We start from the raw sequence: 19,796 nt of genomic DNA, 5'->3' as shown, positions 1-19,796 counted from the left end.
CTCCGATTCCTCAATGAGCAGCCGTATGCCGACGCATTTTTCCAGCCGCAGTCAGTGGCCGACGTTGGCCAGGATTTCTTCGAAACTCATTGACTCGATGCCGCCGCGTCCCTGCTCTTCGGCGGGTACATCCTGGACCAGCGCCACCAGTTCCGCTGCTGCACGGCCTGCCCGGCGCACGATGCCGCCGCCGGCCTCATCCGCGCCACCCCAGTCTTCCGGCGCAGCGAACACCACTGTTTGGGTTGTGCGCGCGCGCAGGTAGCTGAAGAGCGGGCGGATTGCGTAGTCCAGGGCCAGCGAATGGCGCGCGGTGCCGCCGGTCGCGCCGACGAGTACGGGCTTACCAGCCAGGGCATCCTTGTCTATGACGTCGAAGAAGGACTTGAAGAGTCCGCTGTAGGAGGCGCTGAAGACCGGTGTGACAGCAATGAGCGCATCTGCCGCGGTGACAGCATCGATCAATTCCTGGAGCCTTGGCGCGGCATAGCCCGCCACCATGTTGTTGGCGATATCCACGGCGTACTCACGCAGTTCGAAGGTCTTCACGGAAGTATCGGCCCCTTCTTGACGGAACCGGCCCGCGGTGGATTTTGCCAGCTGATCCGCCAGCAGGCGGCTGGAAGACGGTACGCCCAGCCCTGCGGACAACACCACGATTTTGCGCTCTGACACCGGTTTCTCCTTATGCCTTCATTGTTCATGCGATTGCATCTATCTTCACAACCGGGAGTGCTGGCGGATTATTCCTGCCGGAGGGATGGTGTTCCTGTTGCGCGCATACAAACGGTGCCACACTGGGATAACCATCATCCGACAAGACCCCCGGCAAGGGCCTTCTCCCGCAAGGAGGACCGGTGATCCTGAATCAATACCACCTCAGTTCCTTGTCGTTGAGTTCCTATTTGATCGGAGACGAGACCACCGGAAATGCCGTTGTCGTGGACCCGCAGCGGGACATCGATCAGTACCTGGACGACGCCTCCCGGAACAACCTCACGATCGTGGGCGTGATCGACACCCACTTCCATGCGGATTTTGTGGCCGGACATCTCGAGCTGGCGGCTGCCACCAGGGCGTGGATAGGGCTCGGCGCCCAAGCGGAAGCTGTCTACGATTTCCGCAAACTGCATCACGGTGAAAGGATTTCGCTGGGTGAGGTCGAACTGGAGATCCATGAGACCCCCGGCCACACTTGGGAGTCCATCACCGTGCTGGTCCGCGAGCACGCAACGGACAAAACACCGCATGCGGCCCTGACCGGAGACACCCTCTTCATCGGCGATGTGGGCCGGCCTGACCTTGCCGCATCCGTCGGCGCTGATCCCGTGGAACTGGCCCGCGCGCTCTATCACTCGGTGCACGATGATCTGATGAAGCTTGATGGCAGCGTGCGCCTGCTTCCCGCGCACACCGCAGGAAGCGCATGCGGGAAGAACCTCTCGGCCGAGCGGGAATCGACGATCGGGCAGCAGCAGGCCGCGAACCCTTCCGTCCAGCCGATGAGCGAGGACGAATTCGTGGACCTGATCACCAGCGGCCAACCGTCCGCTCCGACGTACTTTGCCACCGACGCCCGACTGAACCGCAGCCGGCATCCGGTGATGGCAAGCAAACTGCACCCCGCGGCACTCCCGGAGGATGCGCTGGAACGCGCGCTGTCTTCAGGGGCGCGGATTCTTGATGCGCGGCCGCCGAAACTGTTCGCCGCAGGCCATCTGGCCGGCTCCATCAACGTGGGCATTGACGGGCGCTTTGAGGAAACGGCGGGCATGTTCTTCGACCACCGCGACGTGATCGTCATTGCGGCCGAGCCGGGCAGGGAAGCCGAAGTCCAACTAGGTCTTGCCCGCATTGGTTGCGACAGAGTGGTCGGCTTCGTCCCGAACCTTCCCGACCTCCTCGCGGCGCAGCCTCAGCTGGCCGGCCGCACGGACCGGGTCCCGGCGGATGCGCTGGACAGCACCCTGGCCGATCCTGAAACCGTGGTGCTCGATGTCCGCAATGCCGGAGAGCGGGAGGACGGCGCCATTCCCGGAACCGTGCACATTCCGCTGGCCGAACTGCCGCAACGCCACGACGAGCTCCCGGCGGACAAACGCATCGTAGTGCACTGCGCCAGCGGCTGGCGCTCCAGTGTGGCCGCGAGCGCGCTGAAGGCGCTCGGCTATGCCGACGTCGCCGATGTTGCGGGCGGCTACAACGCCTGGGCCCGGCAGCACCAGGCGGCATAAATCGCTGAAACGCCCCAGCCGGCGCCGTGTGACCGGCCGAGCTTTTACATCGGCAGTGCTTCGTGTGTCCACAAACACGCATAACGAATTTGTAACAAGACACGCCGACACGATACTTTTGAAAGGCATTCTTACGCAACAAGTGGTAAGAGCCTGATCCGTACGCCTAGCCCTGTCAGCGGATCAGCCCGTTCAATTCTTTCCAGACAGGGGCGGAGGAACCACACACGGCGCTTGGGGGCGCCTTGGGGTGAAGTTCTGTCAGCAACATCGAAGGCACATTGCTGCCGCTGACCGAACCGAGTGAACTCTCTCTCGAATCCGACAGCTAACTTCGCAGGCGCATACGAGAGGACCTCCCCTTTGCACACTAATAAGCCTGCGCGCGGACGCCGTCGCGCCACCGACACTTCCTTGCCGACCGCCGTGCGGAACCATGACAGCGAAGGCCGCCGAGCGTCGAAGCGCCGCTTTTCCGCTACCGCCTCCCAGAAGGCCGGCCTGGCCCTGGCTGCCACCGGCATCATTGCCCTGGCCGCCGTTCCTACCGCCCAGGCGGTCTCCGGGAACGAAGACCTGAACGCCGCCAGCGCCGCCAGCATCTCTTCGGCCCCGGTGACTGCGGCTCAGGACAGCGAGATGAAGTTCGAGCGCATCGAAGTGACCAGCAAGGCTGCCCCGGAGCAGAAGGGTGAGCCGAAGACCGAGGTCAAGGCCGCCTCCGTCGAGAAGGCCGAACCGAAGAAGGAGTCCAAGCCTGCTCCGAAGAAGACTGCAGCCAGCGGGCTGGCTTCCCCGGTCGCTGACCTGAACCAGTCCTCGGGCTTCGGCTACCGGATCAACCCGGTCACCGGGGCAGCCGGCGAGTTCCACAACGGCTCCGATTACGCCCTCGCCTGCGGTACCGATGTCAAGGCTGCTGCTGCCGGCAAGATCGTCGAGGCTTCCTCCAGCGCCGCCGGCTACGGCAACCGCATTGTCATTGAGCACAGCAATGGCATGAAGACCACCTACAACCACCTGCAGAGCATCGACGTCAGCCAGGGCGAACGGGTCTCGGCCGGCGCTTCCATCGCCGATCTGGGCACCACCGGCAATTCCACCGGTTGCCACCTGCACTTCGAGGTCGTCGTCGACGGCGCGGAAGTAGACCCGGCAAAGTACCTCTAGCCACAACATCCGCCTCGGCGGATCGACGGCCAGACCCGAACGGGCCTGCGCGGCACAAGCCGCGCGGCCCCGTTTTTTGTCCCTAGTCACCACTGGACAAGAGGACTAGCGTGGGGCATACCCGCCGCATCCGAGCACTGGCGCAGAGCCGCACCGGCGCCGTGTCGAATCGAATCGAATCGAGTCGAGCCGAGCCATGCCGGCGGAACCAGCGCTAGGAGACAAGAATGAACGCCCTTACCCTTGCCGATGCCCGCAGCATCATCGCGGCCGCCGAAGCCCGCGCAGAAGAAATCGGCCAGCCGATGAACATCGCCGTCGTCGATGCCGGTGGCAACCTCATCTCGCACGTGCGGATGGATGGCGCCTGGCTGGGCAGCATCGACATCTCAATCAACAAGGCCTTCACCTCCCGTGCCTTCGACATCCAGACCAAGGACCTGGGCGACAACTCGCAGCCGGGCAACCAGTTCTACGGCATCCACGCCAGCAACCAGGGCCGGATCATGATTTTCGCCGGCGGCGTGCCGCTCAGCCGGGAAGGCCAGGTTGTCGGCGCGATTGGTGTCAGCGGCGGCAGCGGTGAGCAGGACCAGACCGTTGCGGAGGCCGGCGCCGGCGCGCTCTGACAGCTGCGTTCCTAAGTACCTATAGCCATAGTGAGTGAAGTCCGCTAGCGTGATGGCTATCACCGTGCGGTCCAGAAATAAGGAGTCATGCCCCGTGTCAGGAAACAGAGCCGTTGCCTACAAAGGACCAGGGAAAGTCGAAGTCATCGACACCGACTACCCCACCTTCGACCTCAGGGACGCCCCGGGGATCAATCCGGCCAACATTGGCCGCAAGGTTCCCCACGGCGTCATTCTGCGAACAGTTACCACCAACATCTGCGGCTCGGACCAGCACATGGTCCGCGGCCGCACCACTGCCCCGACCGATCTGGTGCTGGGACACGAAATCACCGGCGAGGTCATCGAATGCGGACCCGACGTCGAATTCATCAAGACCGGCGACATCGTCTCAGTCCCGTTCAACATTTCCTGCGGCCGCTGCCGCAACTGCAAGGAACGCAAGACCGGCATCTGCCTGAACGTGAACCCGGATCGTCCCGGCAGCGCCTACGGCTACGTCGATATGGGCGGCTGGGTCGGCGGCCAGGCCGAGTACGTCATGGTCCCCTACGCGGACTGGAACCTGCTGAAGTTCCCGGACCGCGACCAGGCCTTGGAGAAGATCATGGACCTGACCATGCTCTCCGACATCCTGCCCACCGGATTCCACGGCGCCGTCACCGCCGGCGTCGGGGTCGGCTCCACCGTGTATGTGGCCGGTGCCGGGCCGGTTGGCCTTGCTGCCGCGGTCGGCGCGCAATTACTCGGCGCCGCCGTCGTTATTGTGGGGGACCTCAACGAACAAAGGCTCGCGCAGGCACGCAGCTTCGGCTGTGAAACCGTGGACGTGTCCAAGGGCGATCCGAAGGACCAGATCGAGCAGCTCCTGGGCGTGCCCGAAGTGGACTGCGGCATCGATGCCGTTGGTTTCGAAGCCCGCGGCCATGGCAAGGACTCCTCGCACGAGGCGCCGGCCACCGTGTTGAACTCGTTGATGGACATCACCGCCGCCGGCGGCGCGCTGGGCATCCCCGGGCTCTATGTCACCGGCGATCCCGGGGCGGCGGATGAAGCCGCGCAGCACGGTTCGCTCTCCATCAGTCTCGGCACCGGCTGGGCCAAGTCGCTGTCCTTCACCACCGGCCAGTGCCCGGTCATGAAGTACAACCGGCAGCTGATGATGGCGATCCTGCACGACAAGGTCCAGATCGCCAAGGCCGTCAACGCCAAGGCCATCCCCCTCGAAGACGCGCCCAAGGGCTACGCCGAGTTCGACGCCGGCGCCGCCACCAAGTACGTCCTGAACCCGAACGGCTACGTCAAGAACTGATCGAGGAGAGGAACAGCAACGATGAATGCGAAGAATCTGCAGGAAGTCCTGGACGCCTCCGGCAACACCGTTGAACTGCTGCGCAATTCCCAGCTCGGCGCCTACATCTACCCGGTGGTCGCGCCGGAATTCACCAACTGGCGCAGCGAACAGCGCGCGTGGCGAGAGACGGCCGTGCTCTATGACCAGTCCCACCACATGGACAATCTGTTCATCAAGGGCCCGGACGCGCTGAAGCTGATTTCCGACACGGCCATCAACAGCGTGGCCAACTTCCCGGTCAACAAGGCCAAGCAGTATGTGCCGACGACGCCGGCCGGGCACGTGATCGGCGATGGCATCCTCTTCCACGAGGCCGAGGACGAGTACATCTACGTGGGCCGTGCGCCGGCGGCCAACTGGCTGCTCTACCACGGCGAGACCGGCGGCTATGACGCCGAAATCGTCGTCGACCGCCGCTCACCGTCACGCCCGATGGGCCAGCCGGTCAAGCGCAAGTACTGGCGCTTCCAGATCCAGGGGCCCAACGCCTGGCAGATCATCGAGAAGATCAACGGCGGCCCGGTGGAGCAGCTGAAGTTCTTCAACATGGACCACATGAACGTGGCCGGCGCGCAGGTCCGCACGCTGCGCCACGGGATGGCAGGCGCTCCCGGGCTGGAGCTGTGGGGGCCGTACGAAACCTACGACAAGGCCCGCGACACGATCCTGCAGATCGGCCAGGAGTTCGGCATGCTGGCCGTCGGCTCCCGCGCCTACCCGTCCAACACACTGGAGTCGGGCTGGATCCCATCCCCGCTGCCGGCAATCTACACCGGCGAAGAAATGCGGCCCTACCGCGAATGGCTGGGCGCCGACAGCTACGAGGCGACCAACGCGGTGGCCGGCAGCTTCGTCGCGGACAAGATCGAGGACTACTACCTGACGCCCTGGGAGCTGGGCTACGGCTCGTTCGTGAAATTCGACCATGACTTCATCGGTCGCGAGGCGCTGGAGAAGATCGACCCGGCCACCCAGCGCAAGAAGGTCACGCTGGCGTGGAACCCGGAGGACATGGCGAAGATCTTCGCCTCCCTGTTCGACACCGAGGGCACGCCGTACAAGTACTTCGACCTGCCGCTGGCCAACTACGGCTCCTCGAACTACGACGCCGTGATCGACGCGGACGGCACCAACGTGGGGCTGTCCATGTTCACCGGCTACAGCGCCAACGAGCGGCGTGCACTCTCGCTGGCCACCGTGGACCCGTCCGTGCCCGAGGGCACGGAGCTGAAGGTCGTCTGGGGCGAGCCGGACGGCGGCACCCGCAAGACCACGGTGGAGCCGCACCAGCAGCTCGAGGTGCGCGCCGTGGTCAGCCCGGTGCCATACTCCGAGACGGTCCGGAAGGACTACCAGGGCGGCTGGCGCTCCGGCCAGAAGAGCTAAGCGGAACCGGCGGGGCCTGCAAAAACATCCGGGCTCCGACGGAAACAGCCAAAATAATCGCCAAAGCACGACGGGTGGCGGGCCAGGTGCCCGCCAGCCGTTGCGGTCATCCGCTGGCGCGGAACTCGCGGACCCACTCCGCCGTAGTCTTCAGCCCGCCGAAAGTATAGAAGTGCAGCAGGATCCGGCCATGCTCCGCCTCGTTGTGACGCTGCGCGAACTCCCTGATGAACTTGTCCGGGCCCGCGGTACCGAGCAGGTTCGTCAGCGAGAACCCGTACTTGTGCACAATCCCTGCGGAGGAAGCGACACCGAAACGGCGCGCATAGTTGAGCAGCCGCTTGACGCCGGCAGGTCCGGGCACGCCGATCTCCACCGGTGCCTGCACACCGCGACGCCGAAGTTCCGACAGCCAGGCGAAAACCGGGTCGGCGTCGAAACCGAACTGCGTGATGATCGAGCATTCCAGACCGAGTTCCTGCAGCGCCGCGTACTTGTCCGTGAGTGCCTGCCACAGCACCTCGTCGCTGATGTCGGGATGCCCTTCCGGATATCCGCTGATGCTCACGCGTTTGAAACCGTACTGGCCCAGCAGCCCGGTGCGGATAAGGGCGAGGGAGTCCTCATAGGGGCCTTCGGGCTGGGCGGGGTCACCGCCGACCACAAACACGTCCTCGGGGGCTGCCTCCGTTGCCAACGCGCTGAGGAATCCTTCCAGCTCGGCCTGCGAGGCAAGTCTGCGCGCGGAGATGTGGGGAACCGGGACGAACCCCAACCGCTTGACGGCAGCCGCCGCGCCGACCCGCATCGGCAGGTCTTCGTTGCCTAGGAACGTCACCGAGATCCTGGTGCCCGGCGGGATGAAAGCGGCAGCCTCTTCCAGCGCCGGCACGTCCTTGCCCGTCATTTCCAGGGAGAAGTCCTCGAGCAGCGAGCGCACGGCGTCGGGATTTGTTGGACTGTGGTTAGCCATAGCGTTCCTTCTTCCGTCGGATCTCGCCGAGGACGCGGGCGCCGGCGACAATGCTTCGATTCTATCGCTCAATAACTATCTGCATAGGGGTTTGGGCATACCGTTGGGACAGCGCTGAGCCGCAGCTTAAAATGGGATCATGGCCGATTCGCTCACCCCCGAGCAGCGCAGCGCCAACATGTCCAGGATCCGCGGCAAAAACACCAAACCTGAGCTTATTGTCCGCCGGCTGCTGCATGCCAGGGGCTACCGGTACCGGCTGCACGGATCGGCCGCTGGGGCCAAGCTTCCCGGCCGGCCGGATCTGGTCTTTCCCGGCCGGCGCAAGGTCATTTTCGTCAATGGCTGTTTCTGGCATGCGCATAGCTGCAAGGTCGGCCAGCACGAGCCTAAGTCCAATACCGAGTTCTGGCAGGCCAAGCGGTCCCGGACCGCGGCCCGGGACGAAGCGCAACGGCAGGAACTGCACGCGGCAGGCTGGGATGTGCTGACGGTGTGGGAGTGCGAGTTCAAGAAGTCCAGCGATCTGGGCAGCCTGGAAGAACGGCTCATCGGATTCCTGGGCTAGATGCGGTACTCCTGCCGGCCGGTCCGGCAGCGTCTACCTCACCGTAGTGCCGGTCTGCTGTTCCCACAGCCGCAGTTCCCCGCGCGTGGGCAGCGCCTCCCAGTCCCCCGGATAGCCGACGGCGAACGCGCCCAGAATGGCTCCGCGCTCCAGCCGCGCCTGGATGTCGAGCCCATCCAACAGACCGGACAGGTACCCAGCGGTGAAGGCATCACCCGCGCCCACGGTGTCGCGCACGACGACCTGGTGGGCCGCCACGTGATGCGGCTTCCCATCGATCCAGCCCGTGGCCCCGTCGGCCCCGCGTTTGATGACCACTTGGCCCACGCCCAGAGTGGCCAGTGCGGCGGCAGCCGCGGCCTCGCCGTCGTGGGCTTCGGGGACCGCGAGCGCCAGCTCGTCCTCCGAGGCAATAACGACGTCGGCGCACGCGGCGATGGCGGGCAGCGTTGCGGCTGCTTGCTCTGCCGTCCAGAGTTTGGCGCGGAAGTTGACGTCGAAGGAGACCAGGATGCCGGCATCGCGCGCGGCCCGGGCCGCCCACAGCACTGCCTCAGCGGCAGAGGCCGACAATGCAGGGGTAATGCCGGTCAGATGGAGGACCCGGGCGCCGGCCGCCACGGCGGGACGGACCAGGTCAATGGTCAAGGCGGAACCGGCAGAGCCCGCCCGGTAGTACTGCACCCGGGCCAGATCCGCGGTCCGCTGCTCCAGCAGCATCAATCCCGTAGGACGGTGGTCGTCGTGGCTGACGGCATCCGTCAGCACGCCCTCGGCCCGCAGCTGCCGCAGCGCGAAGGCGCCGATCTCGTCCCGCCCCAACCGCCCGGCCCAGCGGGTGGTGTGGCCCAGCCGGGACAGCCCGATGGCCACATTGGATTCCGCGCCGGCCAGGCACAGCTGCGCACTGCCGCCCATCCGCAGCAGGCCGGCGTGGCGGAACGAGCCCATGGACTCGCCGAAGGTCAGGACATCAACAGGCTCCACCGTCAGCCCCGGGAGTCCGTGGCCAACTGCAGGTAGGCGCGCGCCCGGCTGCGCAGTTCCGCCAGGTCTCCGCCGGATGCGGCGTCGCCGACCAGCGGGCCGCCCACGCCGACGGCGAGTGCGCCGCGCCGCCAGAACTCGACGGCTTCGGCTTGCCCCACGCCGCCGATGGCGATGAAAGGGATGTCCGGGAACGGGTCGCGAACCGCCTTGAGGTACTCCGGGCCGCCGGCCGAGGCGGGGAAGAGTTTGATGGCGGAAGCGCCGAGTTCCATGCCTCGGTAGCACTCGCTCGGCGTGAAGGCACCGGCGATGACCGGGACGCCACGCGCGGCCGCTTCCCCAACGGACGGTGCCAGCGACGGCGTCAGGATGAACTGTGCGCCGGCGCCCAGGACCGCCGCGACGTCGTCAACGGTCAGGACCGTCCCCGCACCGATGACGGCATCCGGGCCGGCATGCTCGCACACGGTCTCGATCACCCGCTGGGCATCCGGTGTGGTGATAGCGATTTCCAGGTACTTGACGCCCTCCTCCACCAAGGCGAGGGCCGAAGCAATGGAGGCATCGGCGTCGTTCCCGCGGATCACGGCCAGCAGCCGGGCGTCGCGCAGTCCGGCGACCAGCTCGTCAGGTTTCAAAGGAGTCGTTTGCATCATCTTCACCATTCCGCGTGGGAGCCGTCGGGGTGGCGCCAGAGCGGCGAGCGCCACTGGTGCTCCAGTTTGTCGGCCACCCGCACCGCGTTTTCGTCGATCTCGATGCCCAGGCCGGGCCCGGTCAGCCGTTCTATATGCCCGTCCACAAACTTCAGCGGCGTCTTGTCGAGCACGTAGTCCAGCACCTCGGCGCCCTGGTTGTAGTGGATGCCGATGCTCTGTTCCTGGATCAGGAAGTTGGGCGTGGCGAAGCCGACCTGCAGGCAGGCGGTCAGCGCCAGCGGGCCCAGCGGGCAGTGCGGGGCGAGCTGGACATCGAAAACCTCGGCCAGGGAGGCAATGCGGCGGACTTCGGAAATGCCGCCGGCGTGGCTGAGGTCCGGCTGGGCGACGGCGATGCCGGCCTGCAGCACGGGCAAAAATTCCTGCCGGGAGTACAACCGCTCGCCCGTGGAGACCGGGATGGAGGTGGAGCGGGCCAGCTCGCCGATCAGATGCGAGTTTTCCGGCACCACGGGTTCTTCCAGGAAGAACGGGCGCAGCGGTTCCAGCAACGGCGCCACGCGGCGGGTATTGGCCAGCGTGAAGCGGCCGTGGAAATCCACCGCCACGTCCCGGTGCTCCCCCAAAACTTCCCGGGCCGCCGCCACGCGCGCGACCACGCCGTCGATCTCCGCCACGGTTCCCAGCCGTCCCATTTTGCCCGAGGCATTCATTTTGACGGCGGTCAGCCCGGCGTCGAGTTGCTCGAGGATGTGGTCCTTGACCTCGTTGGGGTCGTCGCCGCCCACCCAGCCATAGACGCGGATGCGGTCCCGCACGTGGCCGCCCAGCAACTGGTGCACCGGCACATTGAGGTGCTTGCCGGCAATGTCCCACAGCGCCTGGTCGATCCCGGAGACGGCGCTCGCCAGGATGGGGCCCCCACGGTAGAAGCCGGCCTTGGTCATCACCTGCCAGTGGTCTTCGATCCGCAGCGGATCCGACTGCAGCAGCACTTCCGCGAACTGGGCGACCGCCGTCCGCACTGTTTCGGAGTGGCCCTCGCAGGTGGCCTCACCCCAGCCCACAATGCCGGTGTCCGTCTCGATCCGGACAAAGAGCCATCGCGGCGGCACCAGGAAAGTCTCAACCTTGACGATGCGCATCTGGCACGATCCCTCCCCTTGCCTATCCCTTGGTGGCGCCGGCGGTCAGGCCGGAGACGATGTACTTCTGCGTGAACAGGGCGATGATCATGATCGGAATCGTGACCACCGTGGCCGCGGCCATCAGGCCGCCCCAGTCGATGGAGGCGTAGGAAACGAAGTTGAAGATGGCCACGGGAAGTGTCTTGGTGTTGGCCCCGGACAGCACCAGGGCGAACATGAAGTTGTTCCACGAGAAGATGAAGGACAGGATGCCGGCGGTGGCGATGCCCGCCACGGACAGCGGCAGCGTGATCCGGGTGAACGCGCCGATCGGCGTCAGCCCGTCCACCTGCGCCGCCTCCTCCAGCTCCAGCGGCATCGAGTCGAAGTAGCTCATCATGATGTAGACGATCAGCGGCAGGGCCACGAACATGTGCGAGAGGATCAGCACCTCGTACCCGCCGACCATCCGTAGGTTCGAGAACACGTAGTACCAGGGCACCAGCAGCGAGACACCGGGAATGATGCGCGCCATTAGCACCACCAGCGCGGAGCGGCGCATGGCGAACCGGCTCATTGAATAGGCGGCCGGGATCCCGATGATCAGGGACAGCGCGGTGGACACGAAGGCCACCCAGAAGCTGTTGAAGATGAAGGTGAAGTAGTTGTTCCGGCCCAGGACGTTGTCGTAGTTTTCCCAGGTGGGGCTGAAGATGACCGCCTTGGACGCATCGTAGATGTCCACGTTGGTCTTCAGCGAGGCCAGCAGCATCCACACCAGCGGCGCCAGGAAGGTCAGCACAATCGCCACCAGCGCCACCACCCGGAACCACTTGTAGGCACGGGTGCGGATCGGCTTACGACGGCGGGCGGCCGGCTTCGCGGCGCCGGTTCCGTTGCCGGAACCGCCCGTTGCCGTGGTGGCATTGCGTTGGGTATCTGTCAGGGCGTTCATTACTTGCTCCCCTTCCGGCGGAAGGTCACGAGCCACATGCAGGCCACGATGATCATGAAGAACAGGATCAGCACGGCCGAGGCCACGCCGTAGTCCATGTAGTCGAAGCTGAGGCCGTAGGCGTAGATGTTCAGCGTTTCCACCTCGTTGAAGGAACCGCCGCCCTTGCCCTTGGTGGCATAGAGAATGTCGAAGGTCTTCAGCGCATCGATGCCGCGCAGCAGCACGGCCACGATCACCGTGGGCATCATCAGCGGCAGCGTCACGTACCAGAACCGCTGCCAGGCGGTGGCGCCGTCGATCCGCGCCGCCTCGTCAGGCTCATCGGACAGGGACGTCAGCCCGGCCAGCAGGATCAGCACCACCATAGGCGTCCACTGCCACACGTCCACGAAGAGCAGCGTGGTCAGCGCCGTCTCCGGGCTGGAAAGCCACGGCTGGCCGGGGATCCCGAAGAAGTTCAGCAACTGGTTGGCGAACCCGATGTTCGGATCCAGGATCAGCCGCCACATCATGCCGACCGCCACGGGAGTTGCCACCAGCGGCAGCAGGATCACCACGCGGACAAACTTTTCGCCCTTGAACGGCCGCCAGAGCAGCAGCGCGATGCACATGCCCAGCACCATCTGGATGGCCAGGGCGCCGATGGTGAAGTAGAAGGTGCGCCCGACGGCGGGCCAGAACCGCTGGGTGTCGGTCAGGACTTCCGCGTAGTTCTCTAGTCCGATGAAGTCGGATTCGGCCCGGACGGAACCGGAGGCATCCGTCAGGCTCAGGTAGAGGGTCCAGGCCAGCGGGAAGACAATCAGGATGCCCACGAAGACCATCGCCGGAGCGGCGAAAAGCCATTTGCGGTGGTCGTTGGCCCAGTCCGAGTAGACCTGCCAACCGGTCTTTTTCGGTCCCTTGGGGGCGGGCCCGCGCTGCGTGGTGTCAGTGGATAGTGCAGTCATCTCTCACCCTGGGTCGGAGTGGTGGGAGAACGACGGCGGTGCGTTGCCGCCGTCGTTCTCCGTCAGCCTTTGGTTCGGCTACTTTTCGTCTTCGAGGAAGGCCTCGAACGACGTGTTGGCGGCTTCCGCGGCCTTGGCCGCATCCTTGCCGGTAATGGCGGCAACGATCGGATCGCCGACAATTTCGCGGGCCTCGGCTACCGAGACCACCAGCGGGCGGTCATAGCCAACCCCGTTCTCGGCGCTGACCGCAATGGCCTCCGCGAGATCCTTCGGGTAGGTGGAAATGCCTTCCGGGTCCTCCCAGACGGATGAACGCGGTCCGGGCACGCCGGCCTTCTGGACCTCGAGCGTCTTTTCCTTGCTGGTGGCCCACTCAATGAACTTCCACGCGTTGTCCTGGTTGGCCGAGGCCTCGTTGATCGCCAGGCCCCAGGAGGGGACGTTGTACGGCTTGGAGCCTGCCGGGCCCTCGGGCATCGGCGCGAAGCCGACCGTTTCCGCAACCTTCGAATCTGCAGGATCGGTGGCGTTCTTGTAGAGGCTGTCCGCCTCGGTATAGAACGCGGCCCCGCCCTGAGTGAAGATGGCCATGGCTTCGGGCCAGCTCATGTCCGTGCTGACGTTCTCCGGCCCGTACTCGCGGATCATCCGGCCGTAATAGTCGTAAGCCTCCTTGGCCTCGGGAGTGCCGATGGCCGACTTGCCGGAATCGTCAATAAAGTCCCCGCCGAAGGAGTACAGGTACGAGGAGAACTGCGTGACCGCGGCCGAACGGCCGGTGCGCGCAACGAAGCCCGCCGTGTCCGGGTTCTCTTCCTTGATCTGCTTGGCCGCGGCCTCCAGCTCTTCGAGGGTCTTGGGCACCTCAAGGCCGGCCTTTTCCAGCAGGTCCTTGCGGTAGTAGAGCACCTCGCGCTCGGTGATCAGCGGCACGCCCACCACCTTGTCCTCGAAGGTGGTGGCCTCCACCGGACCGGACTGGAAGTCGGACCAGTCCCACTCCGCGTTGCCCTCGACCCGCTCCGAGAGATCGGCCAGGTAGCCGTTCTGCGCGAAGAGCTTGCCCTCCTGCAGCGGCCGGTACATCATCACGTCGATCTCGTCCGTACCGGCGTTGAGCTTCACGTTGTACTGGTCGGACAGCTGGTCTTCGCCTAACTGGGTGAGCTGGACGGTGAGGCCGGTCTCCTCTTCGAATTCGGGAATGGCTTCCTTGATGATGTCTGTCCACACATGGTTGGCCAGGGTTACCCGCACGGTGCTGGAGGCTTCTTCGCTGCCCCCGCCGCCGCTGCCGCAAGCCGTGAGCCCGAGGGAGAGCAGGGCTGCCACCGCCGTAGCGCGCATTACATTGTGTCGTTTCACGCTGACTCCGTTTCTGGATGGGGCCCTGATCGACTCTCACGGACCCGCAGCAAATGCCTCTTTACATCTGCCGATTACTTGAACAATAGTGACTAAGATCATATTTATTCAAGAGGCGTGGTTGAATTAAAAAGATGAGTGGCGAGAGGCAGGTGGCAAAATGAGCGAGCGGACAGCGATGGCCGACGCGTCGGCGGGCCCGGCCGCGGCCTCGACGCCAGCCGCATCGACACCGGCCACGACGGCGGCTAGCCCGCCCGGCCTGCAGGGGCGGGTGTTGGAACAGCTCGGCATGGCAATCTGCGGGGGAAGCCTGCATCCGGGCGAGGTCCTGCGCAGCGACGCCCTGGAAGAGCGCTACCACGTCTCCCGGTCCGTCATCCGGGAGGCGCTGAGCATCCTCGGCTCCATGGGGCTGGTCGAATCACGGCGCCGGGTGGGCGTGACTATCCAGCCTGCCACGGCCTGGAACCTCTACGACCCGCTGGTCATCCGTTGGCGCCTGGCCACCAACGGGCGGCTGAAGCAGCTGCGCTCGCTCACCGAGCTGCGCAGCGCCGTCGAACCCCAGGCCGCGCTGCTCGCCGCGCAACGCGCCCCGCTCTCGGATGGATCGGATCTGGTGGGCCTGGCGGCCAAGATGTGGGCCGCGGGCCAGGCCGGCGACTCCGAGGAATTCCTCGCCCTGGACATCGAGTTCCACCGGCTGGTGCTGCAGAGTTCGGGCAACGAGATGTTCACCAAGCTGGATTCACTGGTCGCTGAGGTGCTCTCCGGCCGGACCCAGTACGGGCTCATGCCGCACCATCCCAGCGACGAGGCCCTGCAACTGCATGCCGACGTCGCCAGCGCCATCCAGCGCCGCAAGCCGGATGAGGCACACGCAGCCATGCTGCGCATCATGCAGCAGGCCATCGAGGAAATGAGCAGCCTGTGGGCACAGGAACATCCCGGCGAGCCGCTGCCGAGCGAATAAGAGCACCGCGGGCTCGGTCGGTTGCCCGAGCCTCTCGCTGAGGCCCAAAAAAGCAGCCCCTCCCAGACGGGAAAGACTGCTGATTCGGATGGTGCTTACGCCTACTGGACGAACTCGTCACCCGAGGCGCACTCCACCTGGCCGCTGCCGGACTTCGTGGCGACGCTCTCGCCGTCCATGATGATTTCGCAGGTCACGGTGCCGTTTTCGGACGTGACGGTAACAGCCCCAAACGGGAGACCGGTGAAGGAAACCTCCTCATCCCAGTCCCCATCGATCTGCTCTTCCACCGGCTGGACGCCGTCGAAGTACATCACGGCCGCGGGCCCCTCCGAGGTCACCTTGTACTGCACGGTGTGCTCACCCACCGCCTGAGTGAAGAATATGGCGATGATCGCGGTGATGACGATGGCTGCGATCACGCCGAGCGCCCCCAGGACAATGCCCGTGATGGACAGGCCCTTCTTCTGCTTCTTGACCAGCGCGATGATGCCGAAAATGATCGCCAGCGGACCAAGGATGAAGCTGAGGAAGCCAATACCTGGAATCACACCGAGCACAAGGGCCACAATGCCGAGCACCAGCGCCGTAATGGCCAGGCCCTTCTTCTCCTGCACGGGCGCCTGGTAACCGTAGCCGCCCTGGTCCGGGTACTGGCCATACGGCGAATTCTGCTGCGGCGCCTGGCCGTACGGCTGGTTCGACGGGTAGTTCGAGGCCGGCTGGTTTGCGCCTTCCTGCGGCTGGTTCGACGGATTTTCGGGAGACTGGTTAGACAAGGATTCCCCTGGGTTAGGTGCGGGTGAGACGGAAGCAGCATCGACCGCTGCCCCCTCCGGCGAGTCTAACCGAACCGAGGGAAGTCCTCGATGGGCAGTTCTATCCAGCTTCCCTCAGGTTGCCAGGTGCGTCGGGGCGAACATCTTGAGCAACGTCTCAACAACGACGACGTTGGGACCCTCCGCCGCAAAGCTCTCCTCGAGGGCCTGGCGGACGTTCCCGGGCTCCACCCGGCGAGCCGGGACCCCGAAGGCTTCGGCCAGCTTCACGAAGTCCGGCCGCGCGAGCTCGGTGGCGGTGGCCTGCCCGAAGGCGTCCTCCATGTATTCGCGCAGGATGCCGTAACCGCCGTCGTCGACAATCAGCCAGGTGACCGGGAAGTTGTGCTGCTTGGCGGTGGCCAACTCGCTGATGGAGTACATCGCCGAGCCGTCGCCCGAAACGGCCAGCACGCGTGCCGGCAGCCCCTTGCCGGCGAGGCCAACGGAGCCGCCGATCGCCCCGGGGAAGCCGAAGCCCAGCCCGCCCGCACCCTGCGCCGAGTGGAACTGACCCTCACGCGAGTCCCAGCAGCTCCACGCCCAGTACGCGGAAATTGTCATGTCCCAGAAGGTCTGCATGCCATCCGGAACAGCCTCGCGGATGTCGGCCATGAACGCCCGTTCCTTGGCCAGGTCCTGGGCATCGAGGCGGGCCTGCACATTGGCCAGAGTTTCCTTTACCAACTGCTCCGGTGTCTTGCCGTGCCAGTCGGGCGAGAACGCCGGTTCCGTTTCCGGCCGGGCCGAGGCGATCAGCGCTCCGTCCAGCGCCTGCAGCGCCTGGCCCGCGTCGGCCCGGATCCCCAAAGCCGGCCGGTTGGATTCGAGCACCCGGGGTTCGGCGTCGATCTGGATGATCCTGCCGCGGGGTTCAAAGGTGAAGTAGTTGCTGGTGACCTCGCCCAGCGACGAACCAACCACCACCAGCACGTCGGCGTCTTCCAGGACGTCGGTGACGTATCGGTCCTCCACCCAGGACTGCAGCGACAGTTCATGCTGCCAGGGGAAAGCCCCGTTGCCGCCCGGCGAACAGACCACGGGAGCGCGCAGCTTTTCCGCGATGGAGCGCAGCCACGGCTCGGCCCTGCCCCGGCGCACGCCGCCACCGGCGATGATGGCCGGCCGTTCGGCGGAAGCGAGCCACTTCACCGCTTCCTTCACCAGCTCGGTCCGCGGCGGATTATCGAACGCTTCGGCGAGCGCATCCTCAACGGGCGGGACCATGATCGGATCGAGCAGGACATTCTGCGGCACTTCCACCCAGACCGGGCCCTGCGGCGAGGAAATGGCCTCCGTCCAGGCGTCCTGGATGGCGGACGGAATGCCGGAGGCGTGCTGGATCAGCCGCTGGCTCTTGGTGACATTGGCGGCGGAGGCCTTCTGGTCATCGAGCTGGTGCAGCATGCCCTTGCGCCGGGCGCCGAGCCCTTCGAGCGGAATCTGGCTGGCTACCACCACCATCGGCACACCGGTGGCATAGGCCTCCTGCAGTCCGGCCAGCGAGGTCAGCGCACCCGGTCCCGTGGAGAGGAAGAGCACGCCGACATCGCCGGTGGCGCGGGAGAAGCCGTCCGCGGCGAAGGCCGAGTTGTTCTCCACCCGGGAAGAAACAAAGTGCAGGTTGGACCGGCTCAGGGCATCGAAGAGCCCGAGCGCGTGTTGGCCGGGTATGCCGAACACGGTAGTTGCACCCAGGGCGCTCAGGGTTTCGACGACGAGGTCCCCGCCGTTGCGGGCGGCGACAATTGTTTCACCGGCGCTGGTCCCGCCGGTGCTGGGTGCCGTCATGATCAGGAGCCTTCCCCGCCGCGCAGGGCGTTGGCGGCCAACGGATCCCCGTGCGGCGGCGTCCCGCCCTGCGCCTCGGCGCCGCTCTGGTCCGCTCCCCCGCGCGCAGCGGAAGCACCGCGGCCGACGGATGCACCGCCGTCGTTGTTCTGGCTGTCCGCGGCGTTCGCGGCCATCAGCGTCAACAGATCGTAGGCCACATGGCTGGCGGCGACGCCGGTGATTTCCGCATGGTCGTAAGCCGGCGACACTTCCACGACGTCGGCGCCGATGAGGTTCATGCCGCGGAAGCCGCGGATGATCTCCAGCAGTTCGCGGCTGGTCATGCCGCCGGCCTCCGGTGTTCCGGTGCCGGGCGCGTGGGCCGGATCCAGCACGTCGATATCGACCGAAATGTAGAGAGGGCGGTCGCCGATCCGGTCGCGCAGCTTGGCCACCACTTCGCGGACGCCCTGGTAGTAGACGTCGGAACTGGTCACGATGCCGAAGCCGAAGCGGTGGTCATCGTCCAGGTCCTTCTTGCCGTAGAGCGGGCCGCGGGTGCCCACGTGCGAGATGGCCTCCGTATCCAGGATGCCCTCCTCTACCGCGCGGCGGAACGGCGTGCCGTGCGTGTACTCGGCGCCGAAGTAGGTGTCCCAGGTGTCCAGGTGCGCGTCGAAGTGCAGCATGGCCACCGGCTGGCCGGCGCGCTCCGCGGCGGCGCGCAGCAGCGGCAGGGCGATGGTGTGGTCCCCGCCGAGTGTGATGAGCTTGGTGCCGTTTTCGGTCAGATCCAGCGCGTTCTGCTGGATGGTCTCGATCGCCTCGTTGATGTTGAACGGGTTGACCGCCATGTCGCCGGCGTCGGCGGCCTGCAGGCTCTCGAACGGGCTCACGTCCCAGGCCGGGTTGTACGGGCGCAGCAACCGCGAAGCTTCACGGACGTGGTTGGCGCCGAAGCGTGCACCCGGACGGTAGGAAACCCCGGAGTCAAAGGGAACACCGACGACGGCGACATCGGCGTGGGCCACTTGGTCCAGCCGTGGGAGGCGGGCGTAGGTGGCGGCGCCGGCAAAGCGCGGAATCCGTGATGAATCGATGGGGCCGAGCTTGCCGTTGGCCTCGACGCGGAGTTCTTCCATGTGGTCTCTCCTGAGAAAAAGTTGCCCAATAAGCATCAAGTGTTTTGAAATAGGCTAATTGTGGTCATCGTCTCAGTCAAGACCGCTCGGCCTCTGGCCAACAGGAAGGGGGCGTGTATAGCCTGACCCCATCCGGAAGAATTACCGTGCGGCGGCAGGAACCAGGGTCCAGGTAACGATGGCCCGCTCGTCCGTCTCATTGATCCAGGTGTGCGGCTCGCGGCCGGAGAACGAGATGGTATCGCCCGCATTGAGCTCGTAGCGTTCCGAGGTAAAGATCAGCGTGATGCGGCCGGCGATGACATGCAGGACGTCCACTTCGCAGTCCACCGAGTAGAGCTCGGATTCGCCCCGCCCCCGCGGCTCGATGACCGCCCGGATGACCTGGAGCCGGCGCTCGTGCCGTGCGGTCAGCAACTCTTCCTTGATGCCCTGGCCGCCCAGGCTGACCCGCGGCCCCTCCCCTGCGCGCGATAAATGCGTATCCGGCATCAGGAACAGGTCGCCGATGGAGATGCCCAGTACCTGGCACAACGTCACCAGTGAAGCTACCGACGGCGACGTGAGGTCCCGCTCCACCCGGCTCAGGAAGCCCTTGGTCAAGCCCGTGGAGTCCGCAACCTGCTCAATAGTCATGCGCTGTTCCTGCCGCGCCGCCCGGATCCGGGATCCGATCGCCACCGGGGCATTGCTGGGCTCAACAGGCAGTGCTTTCACTGAG

General features: G+C 65.5%; 19 protein-coding genes and 1 riboswitch. Of the genes, 7 read left to right on the top strand and 12 right to left on the bottom strand.

Going from position 1 to position 19,796, the window contains the following annotated elements:
- Positions 1–51: 51 nt before the first annotated feature.
- Entirely contained in the window at positions 52–675 is a 624-nt protein-coding gene (locus tag B0G38_RS21115; RefSeq protein WP_264671275.1) for an FMN reductase, read from the bottom strand.
- A 182-nt stretch (positions 676–857) separates the two neighbouring features.
- Here B0G38_RS21115 and B0G38_RS21110 point away from each other — a divergent pair, with 182 nt between their 5' ends.
- The 5 genes from B0G38_RS21110 (at position 858) to ligM (ending at position 6,773) form a co-directional block, all read left to right on the top strand.
- Positions 858–2,234, top strand: a complete 1,377-nt coding sequence (locus B0G38_RS21110; protein WP_264671274.1) for an MBL fold metallo-hydrolase — start codon at positions 858–860, stop codon at positions 2,232–2,234.
- Between the two features lie 179 nt (positions 2,235–2,413).
- Positions 2,414–2,592: riboswitch (cyclic di-AMP (ydaO/yuaA leader) on the top strand.
- A gap of 5 nt (positions 2,593–2,597) precedes the next feature.
- A complete protein-coding gene (locus B0G38_RS21105) occupies positions 2,598–3,404 on the top strand; it encodes a M23 family metallopeptidase (protein ID WP_264671273.1) in 807 nt (268 codons plus the stop codon).
- Between the two features lie 227 nt (positions 3,405–3,631).
- A complete protein-coding gene (locus B0G38_RS21100; protein WP_264671272.1) occupies positions 3,632–4,033 on the top strand; it encodes a GlcG/HbpS family heme-binding protein in 402 nt (133 codons plus the stop codon).
- 94 nt (positions 4,034–4,127) lie between these two features.
- The gene (gene fdhA / locus B0G38_RS21095; protein ID WP_264671271.1) at positions 4,128–5,345 is read left to right on the top strand and encodes a formaldehyde dehydrogenase, glutathione-independent; all 1,218 of its coding nucleotides are present in this window, start codon (positions 4,128–4,130) and stop codon (positions 5,343–5,345) included.
- A 21-nt stretch (positions 5,346–5,366) separates the two neighbouring features.
- Entirely contained in the window at positions 5,367–6,773 is a 1,407-nt protein-coding gene (ligM, locus tag B0G38_RS21090; protein WP_264671270.1) for a vanillate/3-O-methylgallate O-demethylase, read from the top strand.
- Between the two features lie 106 nt (positions 6,774–6,879).
- Here ligM and B0G38_RS21085 read toward each other — a convergent pair whose 3' ends face one another.
- The gene (locus tag B0G38_RS21085; RefSeq protein WP_264671269.1) at positions 6,880–7,746 is read right to left on the bottom strand and encodes a methylenetetrahydrofolate reductase; all 867 of its coding nucleotides are present in this window, start codon (positions 7,744–7,746) and stop codon (positions 6,880–6,882) included.
- Positions 7,747–7,885: 139 nt separating this feature from the next.
- Here B0G38_RS21085 and B0G38_RS21080 point away from each other — a divergent pair, with 139 nt between their 5' ends.
- Positions 7,886–8,314 (top strand): very short patch repair endonuclease, encoded by a 429-nt coding sequence (locus B0G38_RS21080; protein WP_264671268.1) that lies wholly within the window; start codon positions 7,886–7,888, stop codon positions 8,312–8,314.
- A 33-nt stretch (positions 8,315–8,347) separates the two neighbouring features.
- Here B0G38_RS21080 and B0G38_RS21075 read toward each other — a convergent pair whose 3' ends face one another.
- The 6 genes from B0G38_RS21075 to B0G38_RS21050 form a co-directional block, all read right to left on the bottom strand.
- A complete protein-coding gene (locus B0G38_RS21075; RefSeq protein WP_264671267.1) occupies positions 8,348–9,301 on the bottom strand; it encodes a sugar kinase in 954 nt (317 codons plus the stop codon).
- Between the two features lie 2 nt (positions 9,302–9,303).
- The gene (locus tag B0G38_RS21070) at positions 9,304–9,957 is read right to left on the bottom strand and encodes a bifunctional 4-hydroxy-2-oxoglutarate aldolase/2-dehydro-3-deoxy-phosphogluconate aldolase (RefSeq protein WP_264671266.1); all 654 of its coding nucleotides are present in this window, start codon (positions 9,955–9,957) and stop codon (positions 9,304–9,306) included.
- Positions 9,958–9,962: 5 nt separating this feature from the next.
- A complete protein-coding gene (dgoD, locus tag B0G38_RS21065) occupies positions 9,963–11,108 on the bottom strand; it encodes a galactonate dehydratase (protein WP_264671265.1) in 1,146 nt (381 codons plus the stop codon).
- A gap of 22 nt (positions 11,109–11,130) precedes the next feature.
- Positions 11,131–12,045: a carbohydrate ABC transporter permease gene (locus tag B0G38_RS21060; RefSeq protein ID WP_264671264.1), complete on the bottom strand. Its 915-nt coding sequence runs from the start codon at positions 12,043–12,045 to the stop codon at positions 11,131–11,133.
- Positions 12,045–12,998 (bottom strand): carbohydrate ABC transporter permease, encoded by a 954-nt coding sequence (locus B0G38_RS21055; protein ID WP_264671263.1) that lies wholly within the window; start codon positions 12,996–12,998, stop codon positions 12,045–12,047. Before B0G38_RS21055 ends, B0G38_RS21060 begins: the two co-directional genes overlap by 1 nt.
- A gap of 78 nt (positions 12,999–13,076) precedes the next feature.
- Positions 13,077–14,366: an ABC transporter substrate-binding protein gene (locus B0G38_RS21050; RefSeq protein WP_264671262.1), complete on the bottom strand. Its 1,290-nt coding sequence runs from the start codon at positions 14,364–14,366 to the stop codon at positions 13,077–13,079.
- Positions 14,367–14,526: 160 nt separating this feature from the next.
- Between B0G38_RS21050 and B0G38_RS21045 the strand changes: the two genes are divergently transcribed.
- Positions 14,527–15,342, top strand: coding sequence for a FadR/GntR family transcriptional regulator (locus tag B0G38_RS21045; RefSeq protein WP_264671261.1), 816 nt, complete (start codon positions 14,527–14,529; stop codon positions 15,340–15,342).
- Positions 15,343–15,443: 101 nt separating this feature from the next.
- Here B0G38_RS21045 and B0G38_RS21040 read toward each other — a convergent pair whose 3' ends face one another.
- From B0G38_RS21040 to B0G38_RS21025, 4 genes are all read right to left on the bottom strand, one after another.
- The gene (locus B0G38_RS21040; RefSeq protein ID WP_264671260.1) at positions 15,444–16,121 is read right to left on the bottom strand and encodes a DUF4190 domain-containing protein; all 678 of its coding nucleotides are present in this window, start codon (positions 16,119–16,121) and stop codon (positions 15,444–15,446) included.
- 114 nt (positions 16,122–16,235) lie between these two features.
- Complete coding sequence (locus tag B0G38_RS21035) at positions 16,236–17,951, bottom strand: thiamine pyrophosphate-binding protein (RefSeq protein ID WP_264671259.1); 1,716 nt, start codon at positions 17,949–17,951, stop codon at positions 16,236–16,238.
- Between the two features lie 2 nt (positions 17,952–17,953).
- Complete coding sequence (gene speB / locus B0G38_RS21030) at positions 17,954–19,075, bottom strand: agmatinase (RefSeq protein ID WP_264671258.1); 1,122 nt, start codon at positions 19,073–19,075, stop codon at positions 17,954–17,956.
- A 141-nt stretch (positions 19,076–19,216) separates the two neighbouring features.
- Complete coding sequence (locus B0G38_RS21025) at positions 19,217–19,792, bottom strand: helix-turn-helix domain-containing protein (RefSeq protein WP_264671257.1); 576 nt, start codon at positions 19,790–19,792, stop codon at positions 19,217–19,219.
- Positions 19,793–19,796: the final 4 nt, after the last annotated feature.

The organism is Crystallibacter permensis, from assembly GCF_025960875.1.
In the GTDB taxonomy this organism is placed as follows: domain Bacteria; phylum Actinomycetota; class Actinomycetes; order Actinomycetales; family Micrococcaceae; genus Crystallibacter; species Crystallibacter permensis.
The sequence above is the reverse complement of the archived record's forward strand: the minus strand, read 5'-3'. Positions and strand labels throughout refer to the sequence as shown.